Genomic DNA, 12,440 nt, shown 5'->3' on the forward strand with positions numbered 1-12,440 from the left:
TTATTCCGGAGCCGGCTAGCCGTCCATCTTGGCGCCGCTGACCACGGCGTGCAGGTCGATCAGGCCGACCATGCGGCTGTCGTGGGTGACGATGCCGTTGAGCAGTTCGGTGTCGATTGAATTGCCTTCGGGAACATTGTGGATGTCGTCGCGCGACACGGTCAGAATGTCCGACACCGCATCGACCAGGATGCCGACCCATTTGTCGCCGACGCTCATCACCACCACGACGTGGTTCTTGGTGGGCGAGGTCTGGCCGTCGCCGAAGCGGGCGCGCAGATCGAAGATCGGCACGATGGTGCCGCGCAGATTGATCACGCCGCGCACGAATTCGCGGGTATTGGGCAGGGGCGTTGCACCGTTCCAGGCGCGGATTTCGCGCACCGTGGTGATCTCCACGCCATAGGTCTGTTCGCCGATCGAGAAGGCGATCAGCTGCAGGGAATTCTGGGCGGCGATGGCGGACTTGTCGCCCATATCGTCACGCAAACCGAGCGCTTCCATTTCTTTGCCTTTCTGCCGGCCTTCTGGCCGGCTACGCATTACTGTGGCGGCTACGCCATGTCATTATGCATGCAGCGGCGCCTAAGCCGCATTCTTATGCACGATAGTGGTTTTCAGTCCCTGAACGTCGACGATCAGCGCGACATTGCCGTCGCCCAGGATCGTGCCGCCGGCAATGCCTTCGACGCGTTCAAAATTCTCTTCCAGTGATTTGATCACCACCTGCTGCTGGCCGATGATGTCATCGACGATCAGCGCCACCTTGGCCGAACCTTCGGCCTCGCACAGCACGACGAAGCGGTTTTCCGGCTCGGTCTCGGTTTGCATTTCGAAGCGCTGCGCCAGGTCGATGACCTGCACATATTCGCCGCGCACCTGCAGCACCTGGCCGCCGCTCGGCACCCGCTCGAAGCTGGCGCGCGAGCACTGGATGGTTTCGACGATCGAGGAGAGCGGCACCACGTAAGGCGACACGCCGACCTTGACCAGCATGACGTCGAGCACCGCCAGGGTCAGCGGCAGGCGCAACGTCATCCGCGTGCCCTTGCCGGTCCACGAACGGACATGCACCGAGCCGCCGATTTTCTTGATGTTGGAGAGCACCACATCCATGCCGACGCCACGCCCGGAAATATCGCTGACCGCATCGGCGGTCGAGAAGCCCGGGGCGAAAATCAGCTGGTCGATCTGCTCGTCGGTTGGCGTCACATCGGGGGCGATGATGCCCTTGTCGCGCGCCAGGCCCAGCACGCGCTCGCGATTGATGCCGGCCCCGTCATCTTCGACGATGATCAGGATATTGCCGCCGGCCTGTTCGGCGGACAGTCGAATGGTGCCGGTTTCCGGCTTGCCGCGCGACAGCCTTGATTCCGGGCTCTCGATACCGTGGTCGGCGGAATTGCGGATCATATGGGTCAGCGGATCGCTGAGCTGCTCGATCACCGTCTTGTCGATTTCGGTGTTCTCACCAATGGTCTCGAGCTTGATCTTCTTGCCGGTCTTGGTCGACAGCTCGCGCACCAGGCGCGGCATGCGCGAAAATACCGATTTGACCGGCTGTGCGCGGATCGCCATCACCGAGTCCTGCAGCCCGCGCGTGGTCTGGGCCAGCACTTCGAGGCCGCGCACCAATTCGGTGTAGCGGGCGCGCAGCGTCTCATCCATCTGCTGGGTGAGCATCGACTGGGTGATCACCAGCTCGCCCACCATGTTGACGACGCGGTCGACCTTATCGAGATCGACGCGGATCGACTGCACGCCGACACTGCGGCCGCCGCCACTGCTCTCTTCGCCGTCAGCGGGAGCCGCCAGCGGCGCAGCCCGCAAGGGTGTCGGCGCGACGGGCGCGGGCCGGGCAATCTTGCTCGGCTCGATGGTGGCGGCCAGCTCGGCAAAGCTCAGGCTGGGCGGCTCGTCAAAACTATCCTGCTCGGTCACGGGGGCCGGTGCGGGTTCGGGCTCGAAGCTGGCTTCGGGGATGCTGAAATCGAGCAGACTCGCCACTTCGTCATCGGCCAGCGCCAGCAGATCTTCGCGGCGCGGCTCGGACAACAGGGCCGATTCGAACATCGACACAGCCGGGGGTTCGATCGGCGCGGGCTCCTCCAGGGTGAGCTCCGGCAGCGGCGCGGGGGCGCCCAGCTGGGCAATGACGATGTCGCAATCGCCGTCGACGAATTCGAAGACTTCGCGGATCAGTGCTTCGGTGACGGTGGGGGAGATGATGGTGATCTCCCACGCGCAATAGACCGCAAACGGCTCGAAATCGGCCAGCGGCGGAATTTCTTCCAGCACGGCATGCACATGCATGTCGCCCAGCGATGCCAGCTCGCGGAACAGCAACAGCGGATCATTGGCGCGGGCATAGAGCGCGCGATGCGGGGTGAAGCGGATTTCCCAATGGCCGGGCTCGACCTGCATCGGCACCGCGTCGAAAGCGTCGTCCACCGGCGCTTCGCCGCTGGCCGGTGCGCCGTCAAGATTGACCATCACCGGGGTGAATTCGATGTCGAATTCGTCAAGCGGGTCGCCGCCGACATCGGCGTCAGTCGACTCGCCGCGCGCCAAGGCGTCGAAGCGCTCTTTTTCGTCCATGCCGTAATCGGCCGGCAGGGCCTCGCCGGTCTGGGCCGCCTTGACGTGATCGGCGACGATATCATTGGCGCGGATGCACAGCACCACCACGTCATCGACCAGCTCGATGCGGCCGTCGCGGACATAGTCGAGCAATGTCTCATAGGCGTGGGCAAAGCCCACCAGGGCGGAAAAGCCGAAAGCGCCGGCGCCGCCCTTGATCGAATGGATGGCGCGGAACACCGCATTGAGCCGATCCGCATCGCGCTCGCCCGCCTCGATTGCGGCGAACTGCTCTTCAAGCTCGGTCAGAAGCTCGGAGCATTCGTCGAAATAGGTGGCTTTGAAATCGTCGAGATCGCTCATCCGGACACGCCCAACCCTTCTGGGTTTTTACTACTGCTTAGTGAACCACGCGGTGGATGACCGAAATAAGTTTTTCCGGATCGAACGGTTTGACGATCCAGCCGGTGCCGCCTGCGGCCTTGCCCTGATCGCGCTTGTCCTGGCTGGTTTCGGTGGTCAGGATCAGGATCGGCAGGCTCTGGTGATTGCCCCCGGCCCGCACATTCTTGATGAATTCGATGCCGTCCATCACCGGCATATTGATGTCGGTAATCACCACATCGACCGTTTCGGTCTTGAGAACGTCAAGCCCCTGCTGGCCATCTTCGGCCTGCAGCACCTCGAACCCGGCATTGCTCAGGGTATGGTGCAGCATGGCGAGGATGGTCCTCGAATCGTCCACCGTCAGAACCCGCAAAGTCGTCATCCTCTCATCATCTCTGAAAACTGGGCGCCCAGGCCCAGACGCTCGATCGCGCCCACAAGGGCTGCGCTCGGCTGCTTGATCGCAAAGCTATATTGATTTCGCCGCGCCGCTTCGGCGGCGCTGATGAGCATGAACAAGGCGTTGGTCGAAACCCGCTCAACTGCACCGGCGGCAATGCTGACCGGGCCCTCCTCAATGGCGTCGATCAGGTCATCGCGGATGCCGTCGAGCGCATCCAGATCGATGACTGCTGGCAAAGCGATGATTTTCGCGGCCTTGCTGACCATGATTTATGCGCGCCCCCCGGAGTGTTCTCCAACGCGCAGTTTCCATGGGAACGGTTTAAGAAGTGCTAACCCTGATGCTGTTGCCGTCCGCCCGTCCACAGTATCCGCTTACAGTCCGGCAAAGATGAGCGACGAGGCCGTTTTAGCGTCGGCAGCGCCTTTTCCCTTGCCGCCGGCAATGGGAGGGGGGTAACCCAGAGACGCCTCTTTGCGTTGGACTTTGTTATGACCGCCAATATCGCCCTGACCGGCCTCGCCCGCGACCTCGCCACCCGTGCCGACTCCGGCAAGCCGATCCGCGTCGGCGTCATTGGCTCAGGCGAGATGGGCACCGATCTGGTGACCCAGATGAGCCTGATGACCGGCATCGAAATGGTCGCCATCGCCACCCGCCGGCCCCACACCGCGCTGGCCGCCATGACCATTGCCTATGGCGATGACAGCCATGGCCGCGAAGCCGAGAGCCCCGCCCAGGCCACCGCCGCCATCGAAGCCGGCAAGATCGCCATCACCAGTGCCGACACTCTGGTCAACACCCCCAATATCGACGTGGTGATCGACGCCACCGGCAAGCCGGGCGTCGCCGCCGATTATGCGCTGCAGGCCATGGAGCATGGCAAGCATCTGGTGATGATGAATGTCGAAGCCGACGTCACCATCGGCCCCTATCTCAAGGCCCAGGCCGACCGGCTCGGGGTGATCTATTCCGTCGGCGCCGGCGACGAGCCCAGCTCCTGCATGGAACTGATCGAATTTGTCAGCGCACTCGGCCTGCCCATCGTCGCCGCCGGCAAGGGCAAGAACAACCCGCTCAAGCATGACGCGGTGCCCGACGATTATCGCGAGGAAGCCGAACGCCGGAACATGAACCCGCGCATGCTGGTGGAATTCATCGACGGCTCCAAGACCATGGTGGAAATGTGCGCCATAGCCAACGCCACCGGGCTGGTGCCCGACGTGCCGGGCATGCATGGCCCCAATGTCGACCGCGACAACATGGCCAAGGTGCTGATCCCCAAGGCTGATGGCGGCATTCTCAATGGCAGCGGCGTAGTCGATTTCACCATCGGCAAGGGCGTGGCCCCCGGCGTCTTCGTCATCGTCAAGGCCGAGCATCCCCGCATCATCGAGCGGATGGATGACCTCCATATCGGCCACGGTCCCTATTACAGTTTCTTCCGGCCCTATCATCTGACCAGCCTCGAAGTGCCGCTGACCTGCGCCCGCATCATGCTTTATGGCAAGCCCGACATGGTGCCGCTGCCCCGGCCGGTGGCCGAGGTCTGCGCGGTGGCCAAGCGCGATCTGAAAGTCGGCGAAACCTATGATGCGATTGGCGAAACCTGCTATCGCAGCTTCACCATGACCATTGCCGACAGCCGCGCCGCTCATGCGGTGCCGGTGGGCCTGCTCGAAGGCGGCAAGGTGACGGCGGCGGTGAAAAAGGGCGAGCTGCTGACCAGTGCCAATAGCCAGCCCGATGTCACCACGCGCCTGTTTGCGCTGCGTCAGGCGCAGGACCGCATGCTGGGCCTGCTCTGACGCTTTGGGCGCTGGGCGGGCTTAGCCGCGCAGCGCCACCTTGCCCTTGCGGCCCGGCTCGCCACTGGCCTGGACCGCCTCCACGACCTGCTCAAGCCCGAACACCGTCTCAATCGGCAGCACCAGCTCGCCCTTGGCGGCGGCACTCACCAGCTCACCCAGCAGCACGCCGATCCGCTCCGGCGCAACCGGTGGCTTGGCGCCCCAGAAGCCCTTGACGGAAATGTTGCGGAACAGCAGGTCGCCAGCCGAAATCTTCAGCGGCCGCTGCGTCATCGCGCCAAAACTGATCAGTTCGGCGCCGTCAGCCACCACCGACAGCAAGGCCGTGGGCCCGTCACCGCCCAGCGAGTCGATGGCCTTAGTGATCGGCGCGCCATTGGTCAGCGCCTTGACCCGTTCCTGCCAGTTTTCATGTTCGGTGGAGACCACATTGGCAATGCCCTGCGCTTCCAGCTCGGCCACCGCCGCATCGCGCCGCACCAGCCCAACGACATTGATGCCCTGCTCGGCGGCAAAACGCGCCACCAGCTTGCCCACCGCGCCATTGGCGGCATTTTGCACGATCCAGTCGCCGGTTTTGAGCCCCATGCTGTCGATGATCATCTTGGCGCTGAGTGGCATCGACACCAGCTGGCAGGCGGTTTCGTCGCTCACCGCATCCGGCACCGGCACCAGCCGCCGGGCATCGGCCAGATAGAATTGCGCCCAGGTCTGCTCGCCGCCGCCGGCCACCCGCTGGCCGAGCTGCAAATGGCTGACGCCGTCGCCCAGCGCCTCGACCACGCCAACCGCCTCGGTACCCGGCACCGCCGGCAAGCTCGGCTTGAAGCCATACTGACCGGCAATGGTCATCAGATCGTGATTGTGGATCGGCGACAGCAGCATGCGCACCAGCACCTGGCCCGGACCCGGCACCGGCTGCGCGCGATCCTCGCGGCGCAGCACCCGCTCGGGGGAGCCAAATTCTTCATAGACAACACTGCGCATCGGGTCGGCCTTTCTGTTTTGCTTGCCCTTCACATAGGCCTTTGCCGGGCCGGTTCAATGCTGGGCAAGGCCATTCATGACAGCGGCAAATTGGCTAACGCACTGTCAGCATTGGCGCGGGCGATGGTTGCATTTTCGGTCACCGCCCGCTAATTCCTGACAAAACAATTCAGGAATAGGTCACCCATGTCCGAAATCGACCCGCGCGCACCCCAGCGCGTCCGCCACGAGACCCGCTCGCGCCTGCTCACGGTGACCAAAATCACCGACATCACACCGCTGATGCGCCGGTTCCGCTTTGCCGGCGACATGACCGGCTTTGCCTCGCCCAGCCATGCCGACCATATCAAGGCCTTCTTCTTTCCCGCGGGCGTCGAGCCCTTCCTCGCGCCAATTGGCCCCAATGGCGCGCAATGGCCCGGCGAGCGCCCGCAAATGCGTGACTACACCCCGCGCGCCTGGGACGTCGACGCCGGCTGGATCGACCTCGATTTCGTGCTGCATGGCGATGGCCCCGCCTCGAGCTGGGCGGCCAATGCCAAAATCGGCAGCACGCTGGTGATCGGTGGCCCGCGCGGCTCGACCGTCGTGCCGATGACCTATGACTGGTATCTGCTGGCCGGTGACGAAACCGCCCTGCCCGCTTTGGGCCGCCGTCTCGAGGAACTGCCGACCGGCGCCAAGGTGCTGGCGGTGATCGAAGTGGCCGACGCTGCCGAGGAACAGCGCTTCACCACCCGCAGTGATCTGTCGCTGACCTATGTGCATCGCAGCGGCCAGCCCGCCGGCACCACCAGCCTGGTGCTCGACACCATCACGGCGCTGACTTTCCCCGCCGGGGTCGGCTACGCCTATATCGCCGGCGAAGTCACCATGGCGCAGGCGGCACGGGCGCATCTCGAGGCGCGGGGTTTCCCGGCGCAATATATCAAGGCGGCGGGTTATTGGCGGCTGGGTGTGGCGGATGCGCAGGAAGATCACTAGGGGGATCCGCGCCCGTTGCTCCACCCCCTCCTAGCCTCCCCCATCTAGGGGGAGGTATCAGATCGAGTGTTTGGCACACGCTAACCGCACCCACAGAATGGCACCTCCCCCTTGATGGGGGAGGCTGGGAGGGGGTGGAGCCGCAATCGCCTTTCCTTCCATACTAGCCAAATCCCCTCCCCACCGCTAAGTCTCTGACCAACATGGGAGACGCGCGCATGAGCCATAAAAAAGTCCGCTGGGGCATTCTGTCCACCGCCAATATCGGCATGCAGAAGGTCACGCCGGGGATCATGAAGTCGGCCCATTCCGAGGTCGTCGCCATCGCCTCGCGTGATCTGGGCAAGGCCCAGGCGGCCGCCGCCAAGCTCGGCATCCCCAAGGCCTATGGCTCCTATGAAGAGCTGTTCGCCGATCCCGACATCGACGCCATCTACAATCCCCTGCCCAACCATCTGCATGTGCCGATGACCGTGGCCGCCGCCAAGGCCGGCAAGCATGTGCTGTGCGAAAAGCCGATCGCCCTCAGCGCGGCCGATGCCCAGGCACTGCGTGAGTGCCCGCCCGACCGCATCATCATGGAAGCCTTCATGGTGCGCTTCCACCCGCAATGGGCCCGCGCCCGCGAAATCATCCGCTCGGGCGAGCTGGGCACCATCCGCGCCATCAATGCGGTGTTTTCCTATTACAATGCCGATCCCAATAATGTCCGCAATCAGGCCGATATTGGCGGCGGCGGCATCATGGATATCGGCTGCTACCCGATCACCGCCGCGCGTTATCTGTTCGAGGGCGAACCCAAGCGCGTCGTCTCGCTGGTCGAGCGCGACGAGGATTTCGGCACCGACCGGCTGGCCAGCGTGCTCGCCGATTTCGGCCAGGGCCGCCAGCTCAGCTTCATCTGCTCCACCCAGGCGACCCCGCATCAGCGGCTGCAGGTGCTGGGCAGCAAGGGAAAGCTGGAAATCATCATCCCGTTCAACGCCCCGCCCGACGAGCGCACCGCCATCACCATCGATACCGGTGCGCCGTTTGACGGCTCGCTCGCCCGCCGCGAAATCCTGCCCGCCGTCGATCAATATACCGAGCAGGCCGAAGCCTTTGCGCTGGCCGTGCTGGGCGAAAAGCCGCTGCCCTGGGGCATTGAGGACGCCATCGCCTCGATGCAGGTGATCGACGCCATCTTTGCCAGCGAGAAGAGCGGCGGCTGGGCCACGGTCGGCTAGCCGCATCATGACCGACCGCGTGCTGCTCACCGGTATTTCGGGCTTTCTCGGCGGCCATATCGCCCTGCAACTGCTCGACGCCGGCTATGCAGTGCGCGGCAGTCTGCGCGATTTGTTGCGGGCTGACGCAGTGCGGGCCAGTCTCAGCCGGGCCGGCGCCGATATCAGCCGCCTTGAGTTTGTGGCGCTCGATTTGCGCCATGACGCGGGCTGGGCGGCGGCGGCGCAGGACTGCCGCTATCTGCTGCACACCGCCTCGCCGCTGCTGCTCAAAACCCCTTCCCATCCCACGGACGTCATCGCCCCGGCGGTCGGCGGCACCGAGCGGGCCCTCAACGCCGCCAATGCGGCCGGCGTCGAGCGCATCGTGCTCACCTCCTCGATGGCCGCCATCGCCTATGGCCACGCCAGCGACCGTAGCGGCCCCTTCACCGCCTCTGACTGGACCAATCTCGACGGGCCCGGCCTCAACGCCTATCAGCGGTCCAAGACCCTGGCTGAGCGCCGCGCCTGGGCCATCATGGACGCTGCCGGTCGCCATGACGCGCTGGTGGCGATCAACCCCGCCGTCATTCTCGGTCCGTTGCTTGACGATGATCCGGGCACCTCGGCAGTGCTGGTGCAGCGCCTGCTCGACGGCTCGGTGCCGGCTTTGCCGCGCATGGAGTTGAACGCCGTCGACGTGCGCGACGTCGCTGCCGCCCATCTCGCCGCCATGATTGACCCGGCCGCCGGCGGCCAGCGCTTCCCCATGGCCGAGCGCAGCATGGCCTTCGCCGACATCGCCGGCCTGCTACGCCAGCATTTTCCCGACCACCGCGTGCCGCGCCTGGTGCTGCCCGACTGGATGGTGCGGCTCTATGGCCGGTTCGATGCCGATGTTGGCGACAATCTGGCCGAACTGGGCCGCAGCAAGCGCCTGAATTCCAGCGCCATCACCACCCTGCTCGGCCGTCCGCTGACGCCGATGCCCGACGCCGTGCTGGCCACCGCCGGCGCGCTGATCCGCCATGGACTGGCCTGATCACGACTGCAAAAAACCGCAATCCCGCTCTTGCTCTCGCAGTATTTTCTGTTTCATATCAGCACCGTCGGAACGGGGCTGTAGCTCAGTTGGGAGAGCGCGTCGTTCGCAATGACGAGGTCAGCGGTTCGATCCCGCTCAGCTCCACCATTCCGATCTTAAGGGCTTAATTTCCTTATATCTTCGGCATTTCAATGGCTTAGCTTTCTTGGTGTTGCACACATTTGTGCTATACATATGAGCATGAGCGACGTGGCCGGAAATCACAATCTGATCCAGATCAAGGGAACGTGGTACTATAACCGCCGCGTTCCGCAGGGGCTTGTGGCCCACTTTGGCAAGACGCTAATTCGGGTGAGCCTGTCCACAAAGGACAAGTCACAGGCCAAGAAGCTGCGAACCATCAAAGACGTTGAATGGGACGCCATATTCGACGCAGCGGAAATCCAACTTGCCAGCAACATTCCTAGCGGCACGCAATTTTCGGCCCCATCGAAAGAGCGGATTGTGCGCGAGTACGTTGATCGCCAAACCGCAGCGATGGACAAGGCCGTTGCCATTTCGGCTCCACCAGACGCGGAGACACACCGCGAGTGGATCAACGAGGCCGATCAAACGATCTGTATTCTACGCGACCCGGCCAATCCAGAGCTTGCTACGTGGGTGACACGGACCGCCACCAACCTTCTCAACGACGCCAAATTGCCAATACCGGGTGAAGGTGAGGGTTACGCCCAATTCGCCGCTCTGGTCATCCGAGGGTTAATTGAGGTCGAGCAGCGGCGGATTGCCAAATACTCAGGCGATCATTCACGAACCCACTTCGATCACCTCTTCGGTCCTTCGCATCGCGAAGAATTGCCATTTGGCGAGCTGGCCAGTCAGTACCTGCAGCAGCGAATTGAGGAGGCCAAGGCGAACCGACGGGGCCAAAAGACCATCGACAAGATCACCGCCGCCGTCGCCACGATTTGTGAACTCGTCGGTCGCGACACAGCTGTGCACGAAGTTGACTATGACGCCAGTCGGCGCGTTCGCACCATGATCGCTGGGATGCCGACGAACCGTTTCAAGGTTTTTGGTAAGTTGCCAGTGGAAAAAGCCATTGAGCGAGCAGCGAAAGAAGGCCGAAGAACTTTGGCAGCTCACACTCAAGGAATGTATATCTCGACCTTCAAGGCGATCATGGAACTCGCCGCCGAGAAAAAGCTCATTTGCCACAACCCCGCTGGTAAGCTCCGCGCCCTGACGCAGGAGAGCACCTCGGCCCAAGACAAGCGGGCACCATGGTCACTAGATCAGGTAAAAACGTTCTTCACTTCAGATTTCTATCGTTCATGTGCGCCGAGCACCCCGTCCCCCTACAAGCTAAAAGATAGAGACTGGCGATTTTGGGTGCCCCTCATTTGCTTGTTTATGGGGATGCGCCCGAACGAAGTCTGCCAGCTGTTAATCTCGGACGTGCGCCAAACCAAAGCTGGCGTCTGGTACCTCGACATCACAGATGTGGGCGACGGCGGGACCAAGACAGTAAAGACCCCGGCCAGCCGCAGGAAAATGGCACTACACCCTGAACTGATCCAAATTGGCCTGCTGCAGTACCATGAGCGACGATTGGCAGCCAAGAACGGCAGCCGCCTCTTCATCGGTTGGAAACCCGATAAATATGGCAACCATGCAACTTATCCGCTGAAGCGGTTCAACGAAAAATTCCTGCCCGAGACCATGACACTCGAAGAAAACCAGTCATTTTACAGCCTTCGCCACACGTTTCGTGATGCCTTACGGCGTGCAGATGCCTCGCCAACCATCCTGAAGGCATTGGGAGCTTGGGAGCACGGCACCTCGGTCAGTGACAATTACGGCAACCAGCATGATCTTGGCCTGCAAGTTGATGCCATAGCGAGGGTCAGCTACCCCGGCCTCGACTTGGCCTTCCTACATCAGCCAGATGTGTTGCCGACCTAGCGGGGAAAGAACCCAGCCTTCTTTGCTTCATGGGCCTATGGTCGGGGAATATGAGCAATGCTGGCATATGCAACGAAAGCCCACCCCATGATCAAGGATGGGGTGGGCACTGCGAGACGAGCAGGCGCTCGAAGCGACGGATGAATTGGACTTCACCCATGCATCATAGCGCTTGTCCATAAAATTGCAATCAATTGCAAAAGATCGGTCAAGAATGATGAACAATCAGAAACCTAAGCTCAAGCTGGTGATCCCCAAGCCTGCAGCTAAACCCAAGGTCGCCAGTCCCAAGAACAACTTTAGCGTGCGCCCCGGCACCATGGCAGTAGTGTCCCGGCTGGCATCCACCGACGGTGCCACACGATTGCTCCATGGCCTGTTGGAGCTTTGGGTTGAGGCCAAAAAATACGTGGAGCGGGAGCACGACGGCGAGATGCGCAAGTTCCTGTTCCTGACCGACAAGCAACTGCAGACCCTCACTAATATGTCATCCAAGCAGCTGGAACGGGCGTTCGCCGCCCTCAAGTCCAGCCCCTTCGTGCTTGTCGCATCGAAACGCCTGACCGTAGACAGCCCAAACCAGCGGGCCATCCATCTGGACCAGGCCGGGATATGGGATGAGGTGAACGGCATCTTGGAGGCCACGGTCCCCATGCTCATCGACAAGCCCAAGAGCTTTATGGACAAGGGGCCAGCGATCAAGGAAACCGTCTACGTGGTGAATGAAAAGGTTTTGCCCTACCTGTTCAGACGGCTTTATCACCGGGTGAAGTCGTAACCAAGACCACCGATTTCGGGAGACACTCTACGCGCGAGAGAAATCCTCGAAATCGGGGGCTTCATAAATCCACCGATTTCGGGGGCTTTCCGCGAGAAACCCCTAATATCGGAGGCCACTCTACGAGAATGTTCCATATGGGAAGAGCACTACGTGCAATAGGAATGAAAGAGGTTCTATACCTGATATTCATTAAGAATGAACATCAGGGCGCGCAGTCGGCTTCGCCTCCCGTGCGCAATCCCGAAAGCAAGAGCACATTCGTCCAAACACTTCGGGAAGAAAGAAAGGA

The 12,440-nt window shown here is 62.1% G+C and carries 11 protein-coding genes and 1 tRNA gene; 7 read left to right on the forward strand and 5 right to left on the reverse strand.

Annotated features, from left to right (window positions below; genetic code table 11):
• Positions 1–15: 15 nt before the first annotated feature.
• The 4 genes from ACX3OZ_RS06150 to ACX3OZ_RS06165 all read right to left on the reverse strand — a co-directional run bounded on the left by ACX3OZ_RS06150 (position 16) and on the right by ACX3OZ_RS06165 (position 3,636).
• Positions 16–504: a chemotaxis protein CheW gene (locus ACX3OZ_RS06150; protein ID WP_291363876.1), complete on the reverse strand. Its 489-nt coding sequence runs from the start codon at positions 502–504 to the stop codon at positions 16–18.
• An 81-nt stretch (positions 505–585) separates the two neighbouring features.
• The gene (locus ACX3OZ_RS06155) at positions 586–2,943 is read right to left on the reverse strand and encodes a chemotaxis protein CheA (RefSeq protein ID WP_459104039.1); all 2,358 of its coding nucleotides are present in this window, start codon (positions 2,941–2,943) and stop codon (positions 586–588) included.
• 37 nt (positions 2,944–2,980) lie between these two features.
• Positions 2,981–3,349 (reverse strand): response regulator, encoded by a 369-nt coding sequence (locus tag ACX3OZ_RS06160; RefSeq protein ID WP_459093884.1) that lies wholly within the window; start codon positions 3,347–3,349, stop codon positions 2,981–2,983.
• Positions 3,346–3,636, reverse strand: a complete 291-nt coding sequence (locus ACX3OZ_RS06165) for an STAS domain-containing protein (RefSeq protein WP_459093885.1) — start codon at positions 3,634–3,636, stop codon at positions 3,346–3,348. The genes ACX3OZ_RS06160 and ACX3OZ_RS06165 overlap by 4 nt, the downstream gene beginning before the upstream one ends.
• Before the next feature lie 225 nt (positions 3,637–3,861).
• On the opposite strand from ACX3OZ_RS06165, the gene ACX3OZ_RS06170 reads away from it, so the two are divergent.
• Positions 3,862–5,178 carry an NAD(P)H-dependent oxidoreductase gene (locus ACX3OZ_RS06170; protein ID WP_459093886.1) on the forward strand — a complete coding sequence of 439 codons (1,317 nt, stop codon included), beginning with the start codon at positions 3,862–3,864 and terminating at the stop codon, positions 5,176–5,178.
• 21 nt (positions 5,179–5,199) lie between these two features.
• Here the strand turns inward: ACX3OZ_RS06170 and ACX3OZ_RS06175 are convergent, their stop codons facing one another.
• Positions 5,200–6,168 carry a zinc-binding dehydrogenase gene (locus ACX3OZ_RS06175; RefSeq protein ID WP_459093887.1) on the reverse strand — a complete coding sequence of 323 codons (969 nt, stop codon included), beginning with the start codon at positions 6,166–6,168 and terminating at the stop codon, positions 5,200–5,202.
• Between the two features lie 186 nt (positions 6,169–6,354).
• Here ACX3OZ_RS06175 and ACX3OZ_RS06180 point away from each other — a divergent pair, with 186 nt between their 5' ends.
• From ACX3OZ_RS06180 to ACX3OZ_RS06205, 6 genes are all read left to right on the forward strand, one after another.
• Positions 6,355–7,152, forward strand: a complete 798-nt coding sequence (locus ACX3OZ_RS06180) for a siderophore-interacting protein (RefSeq protein ID WP_459093888.1) — start codon at positions 6,355–6,357, stop codon at positions 7,150–7,152.
• A gap of 218 nt (positions 7,153–7,370) precedes the next feature.
• Positions 7,371–8,378, forward strand: a complete 1,008-nt coding sequence (locus tag ACX3OZ_RS06185; RefSeq protein ID WP_459093889.1) for a Gfo/Idh/MocA family protein — start codon at positions 7,371–7,373, stop codon at positions 8,376–8,378.
• 7 nt (positions 8,379–8,385) lie between these two features.
• Positions 8,386–9,402: an SDR family oxidoreductase gene (locus ACX3OZ_RS06190; protein ID WP_459093890.1), complete on the forward strand. Its 1,017-nt coding sequence runs from the start codon at positions 8,386–8,388 to the stop codon at positions 9,400–9,402.
• 74 nt (positions 9,403–9,476) lie between these two features.
• Positions 9,477–9,552: transfer RNA gene (locus ACX3OZ_RS06195), tRNA-Ala, on the forward strand.
• A 93-nt stretch (positions 9,553–9,645) separates the two neighbouring features.
• Positions 9,646–11,370, forward strand: coding sequence for a DUF6538 domain-containing protein (locus ACX3OZ_RS06200; RefSeq protein ID WP_459104040.1), 1,725 nt, complete (start codon positions 9,646–9,648; stop codon positions 11,368–11,370).
• A gap of 214 nt (positions 11,371–11,584) precedes the next feature.
• On the forward strand, positions 11,585–12,148 hold the full coding sequence (locus ACX3OZ_RS06205) for a hypothetical protein (RefSeq protein WP_459104041.1): 564 nt from the start codon (positions 11,585–11,587) through the stop codon (positions 12,146–12,148).
• Positions 12,149–12,440 lie beyond the last annotated feature (292 nt).

The sequence above is a fragment of the Devosia sp. A369 genome (genome assembly GCF_054489345.1).

What these genes read in the sequence shown, in the direction of transcription:
- ACX3OZ_RS06175 (WP_459093887.1), bottom strand. Translation starts at nt 6,168, where the DNA reads ATGCGCAGTGTTGTCTATGAAGAATTTGGCTCCCCCGAGCGGGTGCTG.
- ACX3OZ_RS06170 (WP_459093886.1), top strand. Translation starts at nt 3,862, where the DNA reads ATGACCGCCAATATCGCCCTGACCGGCCTCGCCCGCGACCTCGCCACC.
- ACX3OZ_RS06150 (WP_291363876.1), bottom strand. Translation starts at nt 504, where the DNA reads ATGGAAGCGCTCGGTTTGCGTGACGATATGGGCGACAAGTCCGCCATC.
- ACX3OZ_RS06205 (WP_459104041.1), top strand. Translation starts at nt 11,585, where the DNA reads ATGATGAACAATCAGAAACCTAAGCTCAAGCTGGTGATCCCCAAGCCT.
- ACX3OZ_RS06180 (WP_459093888.1), top strand. Translation starts at nt 6,355, where the DNA reads ATGTCCGAAATCGACCCGCGCGCACCCCAGCGCGTCCGCCACGAGACC.
- ACX3OZ_RS06160 (WP_459093884.1), bottom strand. Translation starts at nt 3,349, where the DNA reads ATGACGACTTTGCGGGTTCTGACGGTGGACGATTCGAGGACCATCCTC.
- ACX3OZ_RS06155 (WP_459104039.1), bottom strand. Translation starts at nt 2,943, where the DNA reads ATGAGCGATCTCGACGATTTCAAAGCCACCTATTTCGACGAATGCTCC.
- ACX3OZ_RS06165 (WP_459093885.1), bottom strand. Translation starts at nt 3,636, where the DNA reads ATGGTCAGCAAGGCCGCGAAAATCATCGCTTTGCCAGCAGTCATCGAT.
- ACX3OZ_RS06200 (WP_459104040.1), top strand. Translation starts at nt 9,646, where the DNA reads ATGAGCGACGTGGCCGGAAATCACAATCTGATCCAGATCAAGGGAACG.
- ACX3OZ_RS06190 (WP_459093890.1), top strand. Translation starts at nt 8,386, where the DNA reads ATGACCGACCGCGTGCTGCTCACCGGTATTTCGGGCTTTCTCGGCGGC.
- ACX3OZ_RS06185 (WP_459093889.1), top strand. Translation starts at nt 7,371, where the DNA reads ATGAGCCATAAAAAAGTCCGCTGGGGCATTCTGTCCACCGCCAATATC.